General features: G+C 59.9%; 20 protein-coding genes and 1 pseudogene. 8 read left to right on the top strand and 13 right to left on the bottom strand.

The annotated features are described in order from the left end of the window. Positions 1–16: 16 nt before the first annotated feature. The 3 genes from AC1RO5_RS19030 to fos form a co-directional block, all read right to left on the bottom strand. Positions 17–1,366: a sensor domain-containing protein gene (locus tag AC1RO5_RS19030; protein WP_493176933.1), complete on the bottom strand. Its 1,350-nt coding sequence runs from the start codon at positions 1,364–1,366 to the stop codon at positions 17–19. Between the two features lie 103 nt (positions 1,367–1,469). After that, positions 1,470–2,108 carry a LysE family translocator gene (locus tag AC1RO5_RS19025; RefSeq protein ID WP_493176931.1) on the bottom strand — a complete coding sequence of 213 codons (639 nt, stop codon included), beginning with the start codon at positions 2,106–2,108 and terminating at the stop codon, positions 1,470–1,472. Positions 2,109–2,170: 62 nt separating this feature from the next. Next, positions 2,171–2,587, bottom strand: coding sequence for a fosfomycin resistance glutathione transferase (gene fos, locus AC1RO5_RS19020; protein WP_493177017.1), 417 nt, complete (start codon positions 2,585–2,587; stop codon positions 2,171–2,173). A 164-nt stretch (positions 2,588–2,751) separates the two neighbouring features. On the opposite strand from fos, the gene relB reads away from it, so the two are divergent. Both relB and AC1RO5_RS19010 read left to right on the top strand, forming a co-directional pair. Next, a complete protein-coding gene (gene relB, locus AC1RO5_RS19015; protein WP_019647939.1) occupies positions 2,752–2,991 on the top strand; it encodes a type II toxin-antitoxin system RelB family antitoxin in 240 nt (79 codons plus the stop codon). Continuing rightward, a complete protein-coding gene (locus tag AC1RO5_RS19010; RefSeq protein WP_493176929.1) occupies positions 2,981–3,265 on the top strand; it encodes a type II toxin-antitoxin system RelE/ParE family toxin in 285 nt (94 codons plus the stop codon). The genes relB and AC1RO5_RS19010 overlap by 11 nt, the downstream gene beginning before the upstream one ends. 53 nt (positions 3,266–3,318) lie before the next feature. Here AC1RO5_RS19010 and AC1RO5_RS19005 read toward each other — a convergent pair. Continuing rightward, positions 3,319–3,432, bottom strand: a pseudogene (locus AC1RO5_RS19005) (LysR family transcriptional regulator); the annotation flags it as partial. A 257-nt stretch (positions 3,433–3,689) separates the two neighbouring features. Between AC1RO5_RS19005 and AC1RO5_RS19000 the strand changes: the two are divergent. After that, positions 3,690–4,925 (top strand): aminotransferase class I/II-fold pyridoxal phosphate-dependent enzyme, encoded by a 1,236-nt coding sequence (locus AC1RO5_RS19000; RefSeq protein WP_493177015.1) that lies wholly within the window; start codon positions 3,690–3,692, stop codon positions 4,923–4,925. A 19-nt stretch (positions 4,926–4,944) separates the two neighbouring features. Further along, the gene (locus AC1RO5_RS18995) at positions 4,945–6,111 is read left to right on the top strand and encodes an MFS transporter (protein WP_493176928.1); all 1,167 of its coding nucleotides are present in this window, start codon (positions 4,945–4,947) and stop codon (positions 6,109–6,111) included. Here the strand turns inward: AC1RO5_RS18995 and yiaY are convergent. Beyond that, positions 6,108–7,256: an L-threonine dehydrogenase gene (gene yiaY / locus AC1RO5_RS18990; RefSeq protein WP_493176927.1), complete on the bottom strand. Its 1,149-nt coding sequence runs from the start codon at positions 7,254–7,256 to the stop codon at positions 6,108–6,110. The genes AC1RO5_RS18995 and yiaY overlap by 4 nt on opposite strands. Before the next feature lie 156 nt (positions 7,257–7,412). Between yiaY and AC1RO5_RS18985 the strand changes: the two genes are divergently transcribed. Further along, complete coding sequence (locus AC1RO5_RS18985; protein ID WP_493176925.1) at positions 7,413–8,444, top strand: DUF4917 family protein; 1,032 nt, start codon at positions 7,413–7,415, stop codon at positions 8,442–8,444. 152 nt (positions 8,445–8,596) lie between these two features. On the opposite strand, the gene AC1RO5_RS18980 is transcribed toward AC1RO5_RS18985, so the two are convergent. Then, positions 8,597–9,139 carry a helix-turn-helix domain-containing protein gene (locus tag AC1RO5_RS18980; protein WP_493176924.1) on the bottom strand — a complete coding sequence of 181 codons (543 nt, stop codon included), beginning with the start codon at positions 9,137–9,139 and terminating at the stop codon, positions 8,597–8,599. A 109-nt stretch (positions 9,140–9,248) separates the two neighbouring features. On the opposite strand from AC1RO5_RS18980, the gene AC1RO5_RS18975 reads away from it, so the two are divergent. Then, positions 9,249–10,031, top strand: coding sequence for an aldolase (locus tag AC1RO5_RS18975; RefSeq protein WP_413697731.1), 783 nt, complete (start codon positions 9,249–9,251; stop codon positions 10,029–10,031). 29 nt (positions 10,032–10,060) lie between these two features. Further along, the gene (locus AC1RO5_RS18970; protein WP_493176920.1) at positions 10,061–10,948 is read left to right on the top strand and encodes a dihydrodipicolinate synthase family protein; all 888 of its coding nucleotides are present in this window, start codon (positions 10,061–10,063) and stop codon (positions 10,946–10,948) included. Positions 10,949–11,020: 72 nt separating this feature from the next. Here AC1RO5_RS18970 and AC1RO5_RS18965 read toward each other — a convergent pair whose 3' ends face one another. From AC1RO5_RS18965 to AC1RO5_RS18955, 3 genes are all read right to left on the bottom strand, one after another. After that, positions 11,021–11,365 carry a YegP family protein gene (locus tag AC1RO5_RS18965; RefSeq protein WP_493176918.1) on the bottom strand — a complete coding sequence of 115 codons (345 nt, stop codon included), beginning with the start codon at positions 11,363–11,365 and terminating at the stop codon, positions 11,021–11,023. A 122-nt stretch (positions 11,366–11,487) separates the two neighbouring features. Further along, complete coding sequence (locus AC1RO5_RS18960) at positions 11,488–11,787, bottom strand: ribbon-helix-helix domain-containing protein (RefSeq protein WP_493176917.1); 300 nt, start codon at positions 11,785–11,787, stop codon at positions 11,488–11,490. A 14-nt stretch (positions 11,788–11,801) separates the two neighbouring features. Beyond that, a complete protein-coding gene (locus tag AC1RO5_RS18955) occupies positions 11,802–12,383 on the bottom strand; it encodes a DJ-1/PfpI family protein (protein ID WP_007935757.1) in 582 nt (193 codons plus the stop codon). Between the two features lie 339 nt (positions 12,384–12,722). On the opposite strand from AC1RO5_RS18955, the gene AC1RO5_RS18950 reads away from it, so the two are divergent. Next, positions 12,723–13,637: a DMT family transporter gene (locus tag AC1RO5_RS18950; RefSeq protein ID WP_493176915.1), complete on the top strand. Its 915-nt coding sequence runs from the start codon at positions 12,723–12,725 to the stop codon at positions 13,635–13,637. Here AC1RO5_RS18950 and AC1RO5_RS18945 read toward each other — a convergent pair. The 4 genes from AC1RO5_RS18945 to AC1RO5_RS18930 form a co-directional block, all read right to left on the bottom strand. After that, positions 13,627–14,853 carry a class I SAM-dependent methyltransferase gene (locus tag AC1RO5_RS18945; RefSeq protein ID WP_493176913.1) on the bottom strand — a complete coding sequence of 409 codons (1,227 nt, stop codon included), beginning with the start codon at positions 14,851–14,853 and terminating at the stop codon, positions 13,627–13,629. The two genes, AC1RO5_RS18950 and AC1RO5_RS18945, sit on opposite strands and share 11 nt — an antisense overlap. A gap of 257 nt (positions 14,854–15,110) precedes the next feature. Further along, complete coding sequence (locus AC1RO5_RS18940) at positions 15,111–15,728, bottom strand: TPM domain-containing protein (RefSeq protein ID WP_493176912.1); 618 nt, start codon at positions 15,726–15,728, stop codon at positions 15,111–15,113. 48 nt (positions 15,729–15,776) lie between these two features. Next, positions 15,777–16,529, bottom strand: a complete 753-nt coding sequence (locus AC1RO5_RS18935) for a TPM domain-containing protein (protein ID WP_493176910.1) — start codon at positions 16,527–16,529, stop codon at positions 15,777–15,779. A gap of 43 nt (positions 16,530–16,572) precedes the next feature. Further along, positions 16,573–17,184 carry a LemA family protein gene (locus AC1RO5_RS18930; protein WP_493176909.1) on the bottom strand — a complete coding sequence of 204 codons (612 nt, stop codon included), beginning with the start codon at positions 17,182–17,184 and terminating at the stop codon, positions 16,573–16,575. Between the last annotated feature and the right edge of the window lie 159 nt (positions 17,185–17,343).

Genomic DNA, 17,343 nt, shown 5'->3' with positions numbered 1-17,343 from the left:
GAACGGTGACGGATTTTCAGACCCCGAGACGTGAATGGTGCTGGCGCTTGGCGGCGTACATCGCCTCATCGGCATGCCTGAACAGCTGCTTTTCTTCGGTGCCATGTTCGGGGTATCGCGCGACGCCGATGCTCGGCTGGATCGTCAGGTTGTGCCCGTCCAGACGCAGGGGCTGAACCAGCACCTGGCGGATTTTCCCCGCCACATTCTCGGCGTCTTCGGCGGCGTGAATGCTGTGCAACAACACGACAAATTCATCGCCGCCAATGCGCGCCACCGTGTCTGTTTCGCGCACGCAGCCCTTGAGCCGATTGGCGACCGCTTGCAACAGCATGTCACCGACCGCATGACCGAAGGTGTCATTGACTTGCTTGAAGCGGTCAAGGTCGACATAGAGCAACGCCATTCGACCGGAGTCTGCCCGGGCCAGCGCCAGCGAGGCTTTCAGGCGTTCGCGCAGCAACTCGCGATTGGGCAACTGAGTCAGTTGGTCGTACTGGGCCATGCGCTGGAGCCGGGTATGCAATTGCTTGCGCTCGATCGCGGTCGCGACCTGAGCGCAAACATACTGCAGCAACTCCTTGTCTTGCTCGGTGTAACGTTCGCCGCCCGGCATGCTTTTGACGATCAGCGCGCCAATGGTGCCGTTCTGCGAATTCAATGGCACGCCCAGCCAGCAGGGTGAATCCTGGCCCTCGACCAGCGCTGCAAACCCCTCAGGCGGATTGTCCTGATCCGGGGTCAGCAGGATCGGCAAGCCACTGCGAATTACTTCGGTGCACAAACGCCCGGTAACCGTCCCGGGCTGTTCGGGTTGCGGCTCATGATCGTCGACGTGATAGGGGAAATTCAGCTGTGCACAGTGCTCGTCATACAGCGCCACGGAGAAATTCAACGCCGGCAGCCATTCGCCGATGATCGAATGGATGCGTTTGAACAGCGCCAGCAAATCCTCCGCCGCGTGGGCCGCTTCGGAGATCGCATACAGCGCCGCTTGTCGGGACTCGGCCTGTTTGCGCTCGGTGATGTCGCGAGCCACGGCGATACGCAACTGATCGACTTCCGACCAGCGTGCCGACCAGAGAATGTGTGCCACCCGGCCGTCCTTGCGCAGGTAACGATTTTCAAAGTTGAGCTTGGGTTCCCCCCCCATAATCTCGCGCGCGGCGTCGAGAGTACGCTGTCGGTCGGCGGGATGTACCAGGTCGATCATCGACTGGCCGATCAGTTCGTCGGGGGTGTACCCGAAAATACGCTCGCAGGCCGCGCTGACAAATACGAAGCGACCTTGTTTGTCCACCGCACAGACGGCGTCCAGCAAGAGGTCGATGTAGCTCGCCAGTGGCGCGGAATTTCTGGTTTCCATGATGCCGAGAGCATGTCCGGACAATGCAACATTGAACAACCCTCCCTGACCGGTCATACGCCCGAGCGATGACTGTGCAGCCGACGCTTCCCTGCGTTCAGCCTCAAGCCTTGTTCGTCACCAGCCCCGGCAGCGCATGCACCAGGGCATTGATGGCGAAACCGATGAACATGACCCCGCACAAGCGGGTGATCGCCAGTTCATGACGCTGATACAACGTGCGCACCTGACGCGCACCGACGATGCCAATGAGAATAGCGTAGGCCAAAAGGCCACCAATGAAGCTCAAGATGATCAACCAGGGCAACATTGACCAATGCAGCAACTCTGCACGGCTGGACAATAGCGCTGTAAACGTCGCTACCGCCACCGGGTATGCCTTGGGGTTGGTCAGGCCGAACAGGATGCCGTGCCAGAACGGCTGCCGCGCCGGGCCCTGAGGCGCCTCGGCACTGGCGCGACGAGCGCGAACCGCGCGCAGGCCCAGCCAGAACAAATAAAGCCCGCTGAGCACACCCAGCACATCGAACGCAGTGCTGCCGATTTCCCGCGCACCGACAATCGCGATCAGTGCAGTGCTGCACCAGACCACGTCGCCCAGCAAATGCCCGCACAGAAACCCCGCCCCCGCCCGCCGTCCGCGCGCCGCACCGATGCCGAACACTGCCAGCACACCCGGTCCCGGCGTGATGCCATAAATGAAGCCCGAGGCGAGAACGGCCATTAGTCGCGATGGAGTCATGGGAATTCCTGTGAACGCCGGGTGAAGTGGCGCAAGTCTATCTCAGGCCCCCGAACATCGACTCACTGATCGTCGAAGAACTTCATCCCCGCATAGGGCAACTGCCGACAAGCCGCCAGCCGCGATGCCAGAGACCCGACATGCGCCTCGAGCTTGTGCCCGTCCGGGTCGAGAAAATAGAACGACGCACCTTCGCTGCGGTTGTCCCGCCATTCCCGCACCTTGGCGGATCGCAGGCGTTCGACGAACGGCAGGAAATCCGCAGCTTCGAGGCTGAAGGCGTAATGGGTGTAGTCGGCGGCGGGCGCGGACTCGCGCAGTGGATCGAGAGAAAGGCACAGCCACAGACCCGGTAACGAGAGATAGGCGCCGGCGTCCCAAGTGGCTGCAAGCTGAAGTTGCAGCAGATCGCGATAGAACGCCACGCTGCGGTTCAGGTCAGTGACAGCGAGGGTCAGGTGGTTGAGGCCGGTCAGCATGGGTTTGGTACTCGATAAGTGCTTTTGCAACGATGCCTGCTCAGAGTGAGCCTGACGCGGCTTTTGACCGCTCAATCAATTGTTACGACAGACGAACGGGCTGGTCTCTACCCCCTTATTACGTTGTAGTATGTTGTATTACAAACCACTACATCGAGATTGTCATGTCCATCATGTCGCTGCGTTTGCCAGACGAAATCGCCGATACCCTAGCCCATCTTGCCAAAGCGACAGGCCGCAGTAAGTCATTTCTGGCCGTGGATGCGCTGCGTGAATATCTGGCACGGGAAGCCTGGCAAATCGAAGAGATTCAGAAAGCTCTGAAAGAAGCCGACGCGGGTGACTTCGCAACGCCAGAGGAAGTGAAAGCAATCGCCGACAAGTGGACAACCAATGCGCGTTGAGTGGTTGCGTACCGCATTAAAGAATCTGGATGACGAAGCCACCTACATAGCGATGGAAAATCCAAAGGCTGCAGCAGACTTCGTCAGGGCCATTCTCACCACCGTCGATCACCTTGCTCGCTTCCCGGCTACAGGCCGCGAAGGCCGACTACCGGGCACTCGGGAATGGGTCTTGCCAGACCGGCCCTATCTGATTCCCTATCGAGTTCGCCAAGGGCGTTTACAGGTACTACGAGTCTTCCATACACGGCGTCTTCCACCCACTACGTGGTAGCACTGGGTGGAACATCAACCGAGCCCTATCCCCGACTCAAGCCGTTCACACCTGATTCCCACCAGTTGGGCCTGGACCATCCGGCACATGGCGTCGAACCCCGGCACATGAATCCGCAGCCTCAGCACCTTGCCGCCCTTGCACGCGGCCGCTTGGGTGCGCATGGGTGCGCATGGGTGCGCATGTTGATGGAACCGATGATTTCGGTTCGAGAGTCGGCAGGATAGCCCGGATTAGATTCGTGCCCGCCATCCAATTACCCACAGCACTCCGGGGCATCGCCCTACAACTAATTCTCTTACAACTCTCAGTACTACCGGAAACAGCCGATTCAAAGCCTATCGGGACTCTCTGTAAAGTCTGGCAACACACACAAACTGCAACAAACCCACGGATAGATTCACTCAAGGAATGTCACTCACACATGAGCCAGATACCGTACACGGCGCACACCTTCACCAACTACCGCAAACTCGTTTCATTGGCTGACCATGATTGGGAGACCGCCGAAACCGGAAAAATCGCGGGGCTCAACGTTGATATAAAAAGTGCCAACCGCATGCTCGATCAGTACGGGAGAGCGTTTCATCATTTCTGTACGACGTCATACCTGGGTCTGGATCACCACCCCGATATTCTTGACGGTGCCATGACCACGCTGTGGGAAACCGGCACACTTCGCATCGCCAATTCAAAGAACCGCTGCAAGCTGGCGATTCTGGACCAATACGAAACCGAACTGTCCGAGTTGTTCGGCGCCAGTTGCCTGAGCACTTTGTCGTGCAGCGCGGCGAGTGCCGGGATTCTGCCGCTGCTGGCCAGCGGCGTATTCACGGAAAATCGCCCTCCCGTGATGGCTTTCGACCGGTTGGCGCATTACTCGATGAATCACCTCAAAGCCGCCTGCGCCGATGAAACCATGGTCGTGACGTGCCCGCATAACGACATGGATTTCCTCGAGACGCTGTGTCAACAGCACACCAGAGTCGCGTATGTCGCCGACGGCGCCTACAGCATGGGCGGGGTTGCGGACATGGACAGCCTTTTGTATCTGAAGGACCGCTATGGGCTGTTTCTCTATCTGGACGATTCCCACGCGCTTTCCTCTGTAGGAACATTCGGCGCCGGTCTTGTGCGTCCCAGGCTGCATACCCTGGATGATGACTGCCTCATCGTCGCCTCGCTGGCCAAGTCGTTCGGCGCCAGCGGCGGTCTGGTGATGCTGGGCAGTGAACGGCAGAAGAAACTCATTGCGCGTTACGGCGGCCCCAGCAACTGGTCGCAAAGCCTCAACAGTGCGGCCATTGGCGCGGGCCGGGCATCCATCCAGCTACACCACACCCTGGAATTCGCCGCGCTGCAGGAAAAGCTTCAGGTTAATATCCGCCTCTTTGACAGCCTCATACGAACCGGACAACACAACAGCAACATGGCAATTCGACTGGTCAATTGCGGTGAGGCATCGCTGGCCAACAACATCGCCATTGAACTGGCCAATCACGGATTTTTCACCTCGGCAGTCTTTTTCCCGGTGGTTGCACAAGGCAAGGCAGCCATCAGAATCACCCTGCGCGCCGACATGGAGACGACGCTGATCCGCCATTTCTGTGAACTCATCACCGAGCTTTTACGCACGCACGGCCGGGACATCGGCGGTTGAAAAAAACAGGGAAGATTAAATGAAGAGCAGCACCACCCTCCTCATCACCTGCTGCACGGTTTTTCTCGCTCAATTGGGCATGAGCATTTATCTGTCGGCGCTGCCGGATATTGCCCGGGATCTGTCCGCCGATGCCTCACAGGTTTCATGGGGGTTGGCGGTGTATCTGATCGGCATGGCGCTGCCGATGCTGTTCTGGGGCAGCCTGGGCCAGCGCATTGGCCGCAAGCCGGTGTTGCTCGCGGCGCTCGGCCTCTATGGGCTGGGCAACCTGGCCCTGCCCCTGGGCCAGACGCTTGAATCATTCCTGGTTTTTCGCCTGATTCAAGGGATTGGCGCCAGCGGGATTTCAGTCATGGCCCGAGTGCTGATCCGCGACAGTTTTCGCGGCGATCTGCTGGCCAAGGCGTTGTCCTGGATATCGATTTCCTTTGTGGTGGCGCTGGGCATCGGCCAATACCTGGGGTCGATCATCCAGGTGACACTGGGCTGGTCAGCGATTTTCTACTTGTTAGGCTGTGCAAGCCTGTTGATGGCGCTGGTGGTGGCGCGGGTCACGTTCCCGATGCTGGCAGAAGAGAACACACCATCATCCGCCTGGACGAGCTACGGGCACATTCTGCGTCATCGGGCCTTCCTGTTACCGGCCCTCGCCGGTGGCTTGGGGTACGGTGTGATCGTCGCGTTCAACACCGCTGCGCCGCTGATTCTGCAAGGCGCCTTCAAGTGGTCGGCAGTGGAATACGGCTTGTTGGGCTGGCCAATCAGCGCGGCGTACTTTCTCGGGGCCGTGGCGGTCAATCGCTTCGTACTGCGTACCGGTCAGCGATGGCTGATGACGGCGGGCGTCGGGCTGATACTGGCCGGCAGCGCGGTCATGTTGCTGGGTAGCCTCGCAGGCACGTCTATCGCGCTGCTGTTCTGGTTGCCCTATTGTTTTGCAGTATTCGGCCAATCGCTGATTTACCCGATCAGCCTGTCCCTGGCCAACCACGGTTCGCCGGTCGGCGGTGCTTATGCGATGGCGTTGAGCGGTTTCATTCATCAACTGATGGCCGCCGTTATCGGCGGTATCGCCAGCCTGATAGCCAGCCAGCAGGCATGGCCGTTGTCGCTGTTATGCACCTTGCTGGCCTTGGGCGCGTTGCTTTGCGTAGTGCTCGCGCCCGGCCGTCGAACCGCTTAGAACGCGCTGCGGAAAATCTCCTCGATCTGCCGCTGATCCGCCGCCCGTGGGTTGGTCAGTCCGCAGGCGTCTTTGAGGGCATTGCTGGCAAGGACCGGGATGTCATTGAGCCTGGCACCAAGCTCACGCAAACCGGCGGGAATGTCCACATCCCTGGCCAGGCTGCGGATCGCCGCGATCGCCGCCTGCGCGCCCTCTTCCGGGCTGAGCCCGCGAATGTCGGCCCCCATCGCGCGGGCAACGTCGGTCAGGCGAGGGGAGCAAACCAGCGCGTTGAAGCTTTGCACGTGAGGCAGCAACACTGCGTTGCACACACCATGGGGCAAGTCGTAGAACCCGCCTAACTGGTGGGCCATCGCGTGAACGTAACCAAGGGACGCATTGTTGAACGCCATGCCCGCCATAAATTGCGCGTAGGCCATGTTTTCCCGCGCGTTCATGTCACTGCCGTCCTGTACGGCCTGGCGCAGGTTGTTGCTGATCAACGTGACGGCTTTCAGCGCACAGGCATCGGTAATCGGGTTGGCTGCCGTGGAGACGTAGGCTTCGACGGCATGGGTCAATGCGTCCATGCCCGTGGCGGCGGTCAGGCCCTTGGGCATGGCGACCATCAGCTCCGGATCGTTGACTGACAGCAGCGGCGTAACGTTGCGGTCGACGATGGCCATTTTTACGTGGCGCGATTCATCCGTGATGATGCAAAAACGGGTCATCTCGCTGGCAGTGCCGGCGGTGGTGTTGATTGCGACCAGCGGTAGCTGGGGTTTGGCCGACCGATCGACACCTTCGTAGTCACGGATCGTCCCACCGTTGGTGGCGCACAAGGCGATACCCTTAGCGCAGTCGTGAGGCGAACCGCCGCCCAGAGACACCACGAAATCACAGCGACTTTCCTTGAGCAGGCCCAGGCCGCGCTCGACGTTGGCGATGCTCGGATTCGGCTTGGCGCCGTCGAAGATCACCGAGTCGATGTCCTGCAACGCCAGTTTCTCGGCAATCCTCGTTGCCACGCCAGCCTTGGCCAGCCCGGCGTCAGTGACAATCAGCGCCTTGCGAAAACCATACTTGCCAATGGCGTCCATGGCTTCGTCGAGGCAACCGGTGCCCATGATGTTCACGGCGGGGATAAAAAACGTACTGCTCATGCGCGAGTCTCCTGGCTGAAACCGAATCGGCAATGCCGATTCGGCGGGTGCACACAGGGTCGACCGATCAGTCACGCGGTATGTTGATCTGGCTCAACGCCCGGGCGTGATAAAGTCGCCGTCCATCAGACCTTTTGCTTCGAGACGACAAACGCAATGACCGATTTCCAGGATGTCGATGCCCAACTTGAAGACTGGAACGCCTTGCGCACCACCGCCTCGTTCGGCGGCCTGCTGGTGGGTAACGGCGCCAGCCGCGCCGTGTGGGACGACTTCGGCTACGACTCGCTGTTCGAAAATGCCCGCACCGTCGAAGAAAAGCCGCTGAGCCAGTCCGAGCTGAGCGTGTTCGACGCGATGCAGACGCGCAGTTTCGAGCAGGTTCTCGGCGCGCTGAAAACCACCAGTCGGGTCAACAAGGCCCTGGCCGTCAGCTCCGCAGCACCGCGCAATCGCTACTACGCGATCAAGGAAGCGCTGATCAACACCGTGCACGCGGTACACATCCCGTGGCGGCTGGTGAAGCCTTCGACGCTGGCGACGATCAATCAGGAACTGGGCAGCTATCGGACGGTGTTCACCACCAACTACGACTTGCTCAGCTATTGGGCGATCCAGCATCGGCCGGACGTCGTTACCGATCTGTTCCAGGGTGCCGAGCCGGGCTCCGATCTGAGCTTCGATCTGAGCGCCAGCGCCTCCGACAAGCCGCGCTTGCTGTACCTGCACGGTGGCTTGCATCTGGTGCGTAATCAGGACGGCACGGCACGCAAACTGATGTCGACCGAAGGGACGTTGCTCGGCAATTTCGCGATCAACAATACGATCAAGACCCTCGACGACGTGCCGCTGTTCGTCAACGAAGGCCCGGCGCAAGACAAACTCAAGACGATTCGCAGTTCGGATTACCTGTCGTTCTGCTACGACCAGTTACTCGGCCATGGCGACGGGTTGTGCATCTTCGGGCATGCCCTTGGCGAGCAGGACAGTCACATCGCTCATGCGTTGCGCCAGGCAAAGCCGAAAGTCGTAGCGATCTCGATTTACCCGCGCAGCAAGGCGTTCATCCAGCATCAGAAGCGGCATTACGCGAAGGTGTTCGAGGGGACGGGTGTGGCGTTGCGGTTTTTTGATTCGAAGACGCATGCGCTCGGTAACCCTAAGCTGACCGTACCGGTCGAAGTCTGACCTGTGGCGAGGGGGCTTGCCCCCGTTGGGCTGCGAAGCGGCCCCAGCATTCTTTCAGGGAAACCAGATTGGCAGGTTTTACGACTGCTGCGCAGCCGAACGGGGCGGTGCGGCGGTCCGACAAGCCCCCTCGCCACAAAAGCCCGATAACCTCATTCCTCGCTGCTATGCACCACCACCAACAACTGCGCCTGCACCTCGCCCACTGACCTGAGGCGATGCGGTTTCTGCGCATTGAAGTGCAGCGCGTCGCCACGGTTGAGCAGCACCCGCTCGTTCATGAAGTCCACTTCCACCTGCCCTTCGTGGACGAACAGAAACTCTTCCCCCAGGTGTTCCTTGAAGGTTTTGTCGGTGAACTCGCTCGGCGGGTAAATGATGAACGGCAACAGGCTGCGCTCACTGACCTGATGGGCCAACACCGCATAACCCGGGCTCTGGTCGTTGGCGGCCAGGGACTGGCGTTCGTCGCTGCGCACCAGGCTATAGCTGTCGAGGCTGACGTTGTCTTCGGAAAACAATTCCTCGACCTTCACGTTCAGCGCCTTGGCCAGTTTCAACGCAGCGGCGATCGAGGGGGTATTCAACCCGCGCTCGACTTTCGACAGATAGCTCTTGGTCATGCCGGATTTTTCGGCCAGGGCCTCCAGCGTCACGCCGAGTTTTTTTCTCAGTAATTTCAAACGGATAGACATGTAGAGCGATTAATCCATCAAGGAGGCAACGATTTGTCCTTGCCAATGACACAAAGTGTCATATAGCCTCTTTAGTGTCATTTGCATGCCCCACCCAAAGGACACCGATATGGCCAAGACATTAGCACTACCCAAAGAGCAACTGGTCAAGCAAGCGCTGACACAGATGCAAAACACCCTGGCGGATAATACGTGGACCGACCGGCAAAAGCTGGCCCTGACCTGCCGCATTCTGTTCGAAAACGGCCACGACTCCGGCCTGGCCGGGCAAATCACCGCCCGCGGCCCGCAGCCGGGTACTTATTACACACAGCAACTGGGCCTGGGTTTCGACGAGATCACCGCAGGCAATCTGCTGTTGGTCAACGAAGACCTGGAAGTGCTTGAAGGCCACGGCATGCCCAACCCGGCCAACCGCTTCCACAGCTGGGTGTACCGCGCCCGGCCGGACGTGAACTGCATCATTCACACGCACCCGACTCACGTCGCGGCGCTGTCGATGCTGGAAGTACCGCTGCAGATTTCCCACATGGACCTCTGCCCGCTCTACGACGACTGCGCGTTTCTCGAAGGCTGGCCGGGGGTGCCCGTGGGCAATGAAGAAGGCGAACTGATTGCCGGGGCCTTGGGCGACAAGCGGGCGATCCTGCTTTCCCACCACGGCCAGTTATCTACCGGCGCGACCATTGAAGAAGCCTGTGTCATTGCGCAATTGATCGAACGAGCAGCGAAGTTGCAGTTGCTGGCCATGGCCGCGGGTTCGATCAAACCGATTCTTCCCGAGCTGGGCCGTGAAGCCCACGACTGGATATCCAAGCCCAAGCGCCACGCCGCCGCGTTCAACTACTACGCCCGGCAGAATCTGCGCCAACACGCCGATTGCCTGAACTGACCCCACTCATTCTTGAAAGGAGAGACGCCATGTCGACCGTAAACATTCACGGCATCATCGGCTACACCATCACCCCGTTCACCGCCCAGGGCGAAGGCGTTGATCTCGACGCGCTCGGGCGTTCCATCGACCGCCTGATCGACAGCGGTGTCCACGCCATCGCCCCATTGGGCAGCACCGGCGAAGGCGCTTACCTGAGCGACGCGGAATGGGATCAAGTCAGCGAATTCAGCCTCCGCCACGTCGCCAAACGCGTCCCGACCATCGTCAGCGTGTCCGACCTGACCACCGCCAAAGCCGTGCGCCGTGCGCGTTTCGCCGAGGCCCACGGTGCCGATGTGGTGATGGTGCTGCCGGCGTCGTACTGGAAACTCAGCGAGGCGGAAATCCTCGCCCATTACCGCGCCATCGGCGAGAGCATCGGCGTGCCGATCATGCTCTACAACAACCCGGCCACCAGCGGCACCGACATGTCGGTGGAGTTGATCCTGCGGATTTTCAACGCGGTCGACAACGTCACCATGGTCAAGGAAAGCACCGGCGATATTCAGCGCATGCACAAACTGCAACTGCTGGGCGAAGGCCGGGTGCCGTTCTATAACGGCTGCAATCCCTTGGCGCTGGAAGCGTTTGCGGCCGGCGCCAAAGGCTGGTGCACAGCGGCGCCGAACCTGATCCCGCAGCTCAATCTCGACTTGTACGAAGCGGTATTGGCCAATGATCTGAGCAAGGCTCGCGAACTGTTCTACCGCCAGTTGCCGTTGCTGGACTTCATCCTCAAGGGCGGTCTGCCGGCGACCATCAAGGCTGGTTTGCGCCTGACCGGGCTGGAAGCGGGCGACCCGCGGTTGCCGGTGTTTGCACTCGGCGAGACTGGCCGCAGTCAGTTGCAGGGTTTGTTGAACGCGTTGCGCTGATCGTCGGGAACACACAAAACAACAGTGGGAGCGAGCCTGCAGGCTCGCTCCCACATTGGGTATGCGGTGTGTTTAGAGCACCGGCAAGGTCTTGTCCTTGATCACCGTGGTCGGGCCGTTGGCCTTGACGCTGGCGATGCCTTTTTCCCTCGCGGCATCGGATGAGTAAGACTCGCTGCTGCCAATGATTTGATGGTTGGCAGCCTTGAGGTTGAAGTAGGGATGGCCATCCTTGGTGGTTTTTTTCTCGTAGCGTTCGTCCAGGGGGCTGTTGGCCTGAACCGAGGCGATACCGCTATCGGCCGCACCGCGCGTGGTGTAGTGCTCACTGACCAGAATGGTTTCGGCGTTAGCCGCTTTCAACACAAACTTGAACTGACCATTGCTGGTTTTGCTCACTTCGTACCATCCAGACATGCTTGTTCTCCTTGGCGATTGAGAGGTTTCGCGCTTCAGAGTAAAGACCACCTCAACCGCAAGATCAAAAGATCAAAAGATCGTCCGAAGGCTCGGGCCGCGTTCGGACGATCTTTTGATGTTCAGGCCGAGCGCACCACGCTCATCTGAGACACAGCCATCCGACGCTGACTCAAATAGCGCATGCAGCTGACCCGCAAGAACGAGGCGAAATTCACCACCTCGCCGCGGTAGTCCATCACCTCTTCATACAATTTGGCGATCAACTGATTGGTGGTCATGCCGTCGACCTCGGCGATTTCGCTGAGGATGTCCCAGAACTGATTCTCCAGCCGCAGGGTGGTGACCACCCCGCAGATGCGCAGCGAGCGGGAGCGCGACTCGTAGAGAATCGGGTCGGCCTTGACGTAGAGCTCGCACATGGACAGGTCCCTCGTTACAACGTGATTTTGGTGCCCAGCAACCCGAGAAAACCGGCCAGCCAGCTCGGGTGCGCCGGCCAGGCCGGGGCTGTGGCCAGATTGCCTTGAACGTGGCCTTCCGTCACCGGGATATCGATGTACGTGCCGCCAGCCAGGCGCACTTCCGGGGCACAGGCCGGGTAGGCGCTGCATTCGCGACCTTCAAGAATCCCGGCGGCGGCCAGCAATTGCGCGCCGTGACACACGGCGGCGATCGGTTTGCCAGCCTTGTCGAACGCTTGCACCAGCGCCAGGACTTTTTCGTTCAGGCGCAGGTACTCCGGCGCACGACCACCCGGGATCAGCAGCGCGTCGTAGTCCGCCGCATCGACCTTGGCAAAATCGAAGTTCAGGGCAAACAGGTGACCGGGTTTTTCGCTGTAGGTCTGGTCGCCTTCGAAGTCATGGATCGCTGTGCGTACGGTCTGGCCGGCGGTTTTGTCCGGGCAAACGGCATGCACCGTGTGGCCGACCATCAGCAGCGCCTGGAAGGGCACCATCACTTCGTAGTCTTCGACGTAATCGCCGACCAGCATCAGAATTTTTTTAGCCGCCATGGGGAGGACTCCTCTGGAAAATGCGTGGGCCTGCAGGAGTATTCAAGGTAGTCCTTATCCGGCGGGTCGGGTAATAACCGACTACTACGAACACAATGGTTTTTGTGGCGAGGGGGCTTGCCCCCGCTGGGTTGCGAAGCGGCCCCCTGCATTTTTTCCAGTCATATCGTGCAAGCAGGTCTTGCGACTGCTGCGCAGCCGAACGGGAGCAAGCTCCCTCGCCACAGGGACCGCGCTCAACTGTACGGATAACTCTGCGCCTATCTGTAACAGAGCAGCGCCTGCGGTTTATGGCTAGATAAAGAAACTTCCCGCCATCCTGAATTCTGGTCACCCATCATGTCTTCGCGCGAAAACACCGGCATGGCCCTCGGCCTGCTCGGCGTCGTTATCTTCAGCCTGACCCTGCCCTTCACACGGATCGTCGTGCAGGAACTCCATCCGCTGCTCAACGGCCTGGGCCGGGCGCTGTTCGCGGCGATTCCGGCAGCGCTGTTATTGCTGTGGCGCCGGGAAAAATGGCCCACCTGGAAACAGATCAAAGGCCTGACACTGGTGATAGCGGGCGTCATCCTCGGCTTCCCGGTGCTGTCGGCCTGGGCCATGCAGACGTTGCCCGCCTCCCACGGCGCACTGGTCAACGGCCTGCAACCGCTGTGCGTGGCGCTGTATGCCGCGTGGCTGTCCCATGAGCGTCCATCGAAGGCCTTCTGGGCCTGCGCCGCGCTGGGCAGTGCGCTGGTGCTCGGTTATGCGCTGATCAGCGGCGCTGGCAGCATTCAGGCTGGTGACTTGCTGATGCTCGGGGCGATTGCTGTGGGCGGGTTGGGTTATGCCGAAGGCGGCCGGTTGGCCAAGGAGATGGGCGGCTGGCAGGTGATCTGCTGGGCACTGGTACTGTCGACGCCGCTACTGATCGGGCCGGTGCTGTACCTGGCGCTGCAACATCAGGGCGAGATTTCGGCCAGGACCTGGTGGGCCTTCGGTTACGTCTCGCTGTTTTCGCAGTTCATCGGGTTCTTTGCCTGGTACGCCGGGCTGGCCATGGGCGGCATTGCCCGGGTCAGTCAGATCCAGCTGCTGCAGATCTTCTTCACCATCGCGTTTTCGGCGTTGTTCTTCGGTGAGCACGTCGAACCGATTACCTGGCTGTTTGCGGCCGGCGTGATCGTGACGGTGATGTTGGGGCGCAAGACAGCAGTGCGCCCGGCGCAACCGGGCACGTTACCGGCGGGGGTTCAGCTCAAGCCTTAGTGACCAGGAACCCGTCAGCCCGCAGCAGGGTTTCCAGGCAATGCTCGCTGATGTGGTAGAAATCCTTCAGTTCCTGGATCTTCACCAACAGCTGAGCCGGGTCCACCGGCTCGGCGCGTTTGACCGCCAGAATCATCTTGTTCTTATTGGTGTGGTCCAGTGAGATGAACTCGAACACCTTGGTCTCGTAGCCGCAGGCTTCCAGGAACAACGCACGCAAACTGTCGGTGACCATTTCCGCCTGCTGCCCCAGGTGCAGGCCGTATTGCAGCATTGGCTTGAGCAGCGCCGGGCTCTGGATCTGCAGACGGATCTGCTTGTGGCAGCACGGCGAGCACATGATGATCGAAGCGCCGGAACGAATGCCGGTGTGAATCGCATAGTCGGTGGCGATGTCGCAGGCATGCAACGCAATCATCACGTCCAGCTCGCTCGGCGCCACGCTGCGCACGTCACCGCATTTGAACACCAGCCCTGGATGCTCCAGCTTCGCCGCTGCGCTGTTGCACAGCTTGACCATGTCTTCGCGCAGCTCGACGCCGGTCACCTCGCCCTCGGCTTTCAAGGTGTTGCGCAGGTAGTCATGGATCGCGAACGTCAGGTAACCCTTGCCCGAGCCGAAATCCGCCACCCGCACCGGTTTGTCCAGCGCCAGCGGCGAGGAGGTCAGCGCATGGCTGAAGACTTCGATGAACTTGTTGATCTGCTTCCACTTGCGCGACATCGCCGGGATCAGCTCATGCTGGGCGTTGGTCACGCCGAGGTCTTTGAGGAACGGCCGGCTCAGGTCGAGGAAGCGGTTCTTCTCGCGGTTGTGCTCGGCGGACGGTACTTCGCGCAATTGCTGAGGCTTGCTCTTGAACAGCGAAGATTTGCCCTTTTTGCTGTATTCGAGCTGGGCTTCGTCGGTCAATGACAGTAAATGCGCATTTTTGAACGACGCCGGCAACAGTGCGGCAATGGTCGCCACGCCTTCGGCAATCGGCAGGTTCTTGGTGATGTCGCGGGTCTTGTAGCGATAGACGAAGGACAGGCACGGCTGATCCTTGACCGTCAGCTGCTTGATGATCAGCCGCTGCAAGTCCGCTTCGCCGCCGACGTACTTGGCCAGCACCAGTTTGATGAAGGCGTTGGCGTCGAGGCTGGTTTGCAGCAGGTCGATGAACTGGGTGTGGTGATCCGGCGCGAGGCTGGCGGGAGTGGCGGTGACAGACATGGAAAAAACGGCCTCGGGCGGTGCGAATCGGGGAATGGCGGGTATTTTAGGGGGGATGGAGTTCAGGAACACGCGGTTATTTGCTGAACGGCAAAGATTCTGTGGCGAGGGAGCTTGCTCCCGCTCGGCTGCGTAGCAGTCGCAAAGCAGACAACGAGGTTTGGCTGACAGAATGCGTTTGTCGGTTTTGGGGCTGCTTCGCAGCCCAGCGGGAGCAAGCTCCCTCGCCACAAAAGCTACCGAAGGCTGCGATCTTTTTAGCTCAACACCACCAACCGATTCGGCAATTCATTGCGCACATGGGTTACCGGCACATGCACCTTGAGCAACTCGCCGCACGCCTCGATGCACGTCACAAAACCCTGCAACGTCTGCCCCTGTTTCACCTGCTGCGTAAACGCCGCCACAATCGCGTCCCAGTTCTTGTTATCCAGCCGTTGGGAAATCCCTTCATCCACCAGAATCTCCACATAGCGCTCGGCCTCGGAGACGAAAATCAGCATGCCGGTGCTGCCCACGGTGTGGTGCAGGTTTTGCTCCAGGAACTGCCGACGCGCCAGGTTCGACGCGCGCCAGTGACGGACCGAGCGCGGGATCAGGCGCGTGGTGACTTTCGGAATACGGAACACCAGGCACAACACGATGAAGCTGAGCCATTGCACCAGCAACAGACTGTGCATGGTCAGCCAACCGGTCAGGTAATGCACGATACCCGGCACCACCAGCGCCAACAGGCTGGCCCAGAGTAGCGGGATATACGCATAGTCATCGGCGCGGGCCGCAAGCACCGTCACCAGTTCGGCGTCGGTGTCGCGCTCGACCCGGGCAATCGCCTCGGCGACTTTGCGTTGTTCGTGTTCAGTCAGTAATGCCATGTTTATGAGTGCCTGCTCGCTATTGTTGTTGTGTTACCTGCAGAGTGATCACCAGCCGCCCGACGAACCGCCGCCCCCGAAACTGCCCCCGCCGCCACTGAAGCCCCCGCCTCCACCGCCGCCAAAACCTCCACCGCCGAAACCTCCCGAACGGCCCCGGCCTCCCCCGCCGCCGCTCGGCAGAATACCGAACATCTGGCCGACGAAGATCGTCAGGATGAAAAGCAGCACCAGGAACACAAAAACTCCCGGATGCCGCGAGACAAAGTCTCCTTCCTGATCACCGCGCGCGCCATACACCGTCGATGGCTCGTCCAGTGGATTGCCCCCCAGCACCACCAGCATTGCCGAGACGCCATCGCTGATGCCCTTGCTGAAATTGCCAGCCTTGAACGCGGGCGTGATCACCTGATTGATGATCACCGAACTCTGCGCATCGGTCAGGCGATCTTCCAGGCCATAACCGACTTCTATCCGCAATTTTCGCTCGGCACGCGCGACAATCAGCAGCGCGCCGTTGTTCTTGTTCTTCTGGCCAATGCCCCAGTAGCGTCCCAGCTGATAACCGAAATCCGCGATGTCGGCGCCCTGCAAGTCCGGCAACGTGACCACCACCAACTGCTCGCCGGTGGTTTTTTCGTGGGTATTAAGCTGCTGAACAAGCTGCTCGCGCACCGCTGGCTCAATCATCTGGGCGTTGTCCACTACCCGCCCGGTCAATTCCGGGAACTTCAACTCGGCCCGGGCCGTCAGGGTAAACACCCAGAACAACAGCACCAGGCCCACTTTCAACACACGCATTGGCAACCTCATCCTTGGTGGCACTTCAAACCCGGTCCGGCGCTTACTGGAACTTCACTTCAGGCGCTTTCTCGGCACCGGGGCTGGTGGCCTCGAAAGTTTCGCGGATCGACAAATCGCTGTACATCACGATGTGCCACAAGCGACCGGGGAAGGTGCGAAGCTCGGTATTGTATTTCTGCACCGCGAGGATGAAGTCGCGACGCGCCACGGCAATGCGGTTCTCGGTGCCTTCGAGTTGCGATTGCAGCGCCAGGAAATTCTGGTTGGCCTTGAGGTCCGGATAACGCTCGGACACCACCATCAACCGACTCAGCGCGCCGGTCAGCTGATCCTGCGCCTGCTGGAACTGTTTGAGCTTTTCCGGATTGTCCAGCGTGCTGGCATCCACCTGAATCGACGTCGCCTTGGCCCGGGCTTCAACCACCGCCGTCAGGGTTTCCTGTTCGTGCTGGGCATAGCCCTTGACGGTTTCCACCAGATTGGGGATCAAGTCGGCACGGCGCTGGTACTGGTTCTGTACCTGGCCCCAGGCAGCCTTGGCCTGTTCGTCGAGGGTCGGGATCGTGTTGATGCCGCAACCGGCCAGCAGTGTGGTCAGCAACATCAAGGCTGCAACCTGCAGGCTCGACCGATAGGGGTGTCGTACATTCATCTGGTTGATGCTCCCTTGCACACTACGTTGATAAAACAACCGGCGAACTTTGACCCCGGCTCTTGGGGCATAATCTGCGCCGCTACTGGATTGCATCGAGCCAATGGGCTAAAAGATGCCCAGCGAAAAAACAGTGAGAAGTGTGCTGCATTTTTCTGG

This window comes from Pseudomonas sp. GW822-FHT02G04 (genome assembly GCF_058802085.1).
This window is presented reverse-complemented; position numbering and strand designations above follow the sequence as displayed.

What these genes read in the sequence shown, in the direction of transcription:
- AC1RO5_RS18985 (WP_493176925.1), top strand. Translation starts at nt 7,413, where the DNA reads ATGACCGATTTCCAGGATGTCGATGCCCAACTTGAAGACTGGAACGCC.
- yiaY (WP_493176927.1), bottom strand. Translation starts at nt 7,256, where the DNA reads ATGAGCAGTACGTTTTTTATCCCCGCCGTGAACATCATGGGCACCGGT.
- AC1RO5_RS18930 (WP_493176909.1), bottom strand. Translation starts at nt 17,184, where the DNA reads ATGAATGTACGACACCCCTATCGGTCGAGCCTGCAGGTTGCAGCCTTG.
- AC1RO5_RS18960 (WP_493176917.1), bottom strand. Translation starts at nt 11,787, where the DNA reads ATGTGCGAGCTCTACGTCAAGGCCGACCCGATTCTCTACGAGTCGCGC.
- AC1RO5_RS19030 (WP_493176933.1), bottom strand. Translation starts at nt 1,366, where the DNA reads ATGGAAACCAGAAATTCCGCGCCACTGGCGAGCTACATCGACCTCTTG.
- relB (WP_019647939.1), top strand. Translation starts at nt 2,752, where the DNA reads ATGTCCATCATGTCGCTGCGTTTGCCAGACGAAATCGCCGATACCCTA.
- AC1RO5_RS19010 (WP_493176929.1), top strand. Translation starts at nt 2,981, where the DNA reads ATGCGCGTTGAGTGGTTGCGTACCGCATTAAAGAATCTGGATGACGAA.
- AC1RO5_RS18995 (WP_493176928.1), top strand. Translation starts at nt 4,945, where the DNA reads ATGAAGAGCAGCACCACCCTCCTCATCACCTGCTGCACGGTTTTTCTC.
- AC1RO5_RS18975 (WP_413697731.1), top strand. Translation starts at nt 9,249, where the DNA reads ATGGCCAAGACATTAGCACTACCCAAAGAGCAACTGGTCAAGCAAGCG.
- AC1RO5_RS18980 (WP_493176924.1), bottom strand. Translation starts at nt 9,139, where the DNA reads ATGTCTATCCGTTTGAAATTACTGAGAAAAAAACTCGGCGTGACGCTG.
- AC1RO5_RS18935 (WP_493176910.1), bottom strand. Translation starts at nt 16,529, where the DNA reads ATGCGTGTGTTGAAAGTGGGCCTGGTGCTGTTGTTCTGGGTGTTTACC.
- AC1RO5_RS18970 (WP_493176920.1), top strand. Translation starts at nt 10,061, where the DNA reads ATGTCGACCGTAAACATTCACGGCATCATCGGCTACACCATCACCCCG.
- AC1RO5_RS18945 (WP_493176913.1), bottom strand. Translation starts at nt 14,853, where the DNA reads ATGTCTGTCACCGCCACTCCCGCCAGCCTCGCGCCGGATCACCACACC.
- AC1RO5_RS19025 (WP_493176931.1), bottom strand. Translation starts at nt 2,108, where the DNA reads ATGACTCCATCGCGACTAATGGCCGTTCTCGCCTCGGGCTTCATTTAT.
- AC1RO5_RS18940 (WP_493176912.1), bottom strand. Translation starts at nt 15,728, where the DNA reads ATGGCATTACTGACTGAACACGAACAACGCAAAGTCGCCGAGGCGATT.
- AC1RO5_RS19000 (WP_493177015.1), top strand. Translation starts at nt 3,690, where the DNA reads ATGAGCCAGATACCGTACACGGCGCACACCTTCACCAACTACCGCAAA.
- AC1RO5_RS18965 (WP_493176918.1), bottom strand. Translation starts at nt 11,365, where the DNA reads ATGTCTGGATGGTACGAAGTGAGCAAAACCAGCAATGGTCAGTTCAAG.
- AC1RO5_RS18955 (WP_007935757.1), bottom strand. Translation starts at nt 12,383, where the DNA reads ATGGCGGCTAAAAAAATTCTGATGCTGGTCGGCGATTACGTCGAAGAC.
- AC1RO5_RS18950 (WP_493176915.1), top strand. Translation starts at nt 12,723, where the DNA reads ATGTCTTCGCGCGAAAACACCGGCATGGCCCTCGGCCTGCTCGGCGTC.
- fos (WP_493177017.1), bottom strand. Translation starts at nt 2,587, where the DNA reads ATGCTGACCGGCCTCAACCACCTGACCCTCGCTGTCACTGACCTGAAC.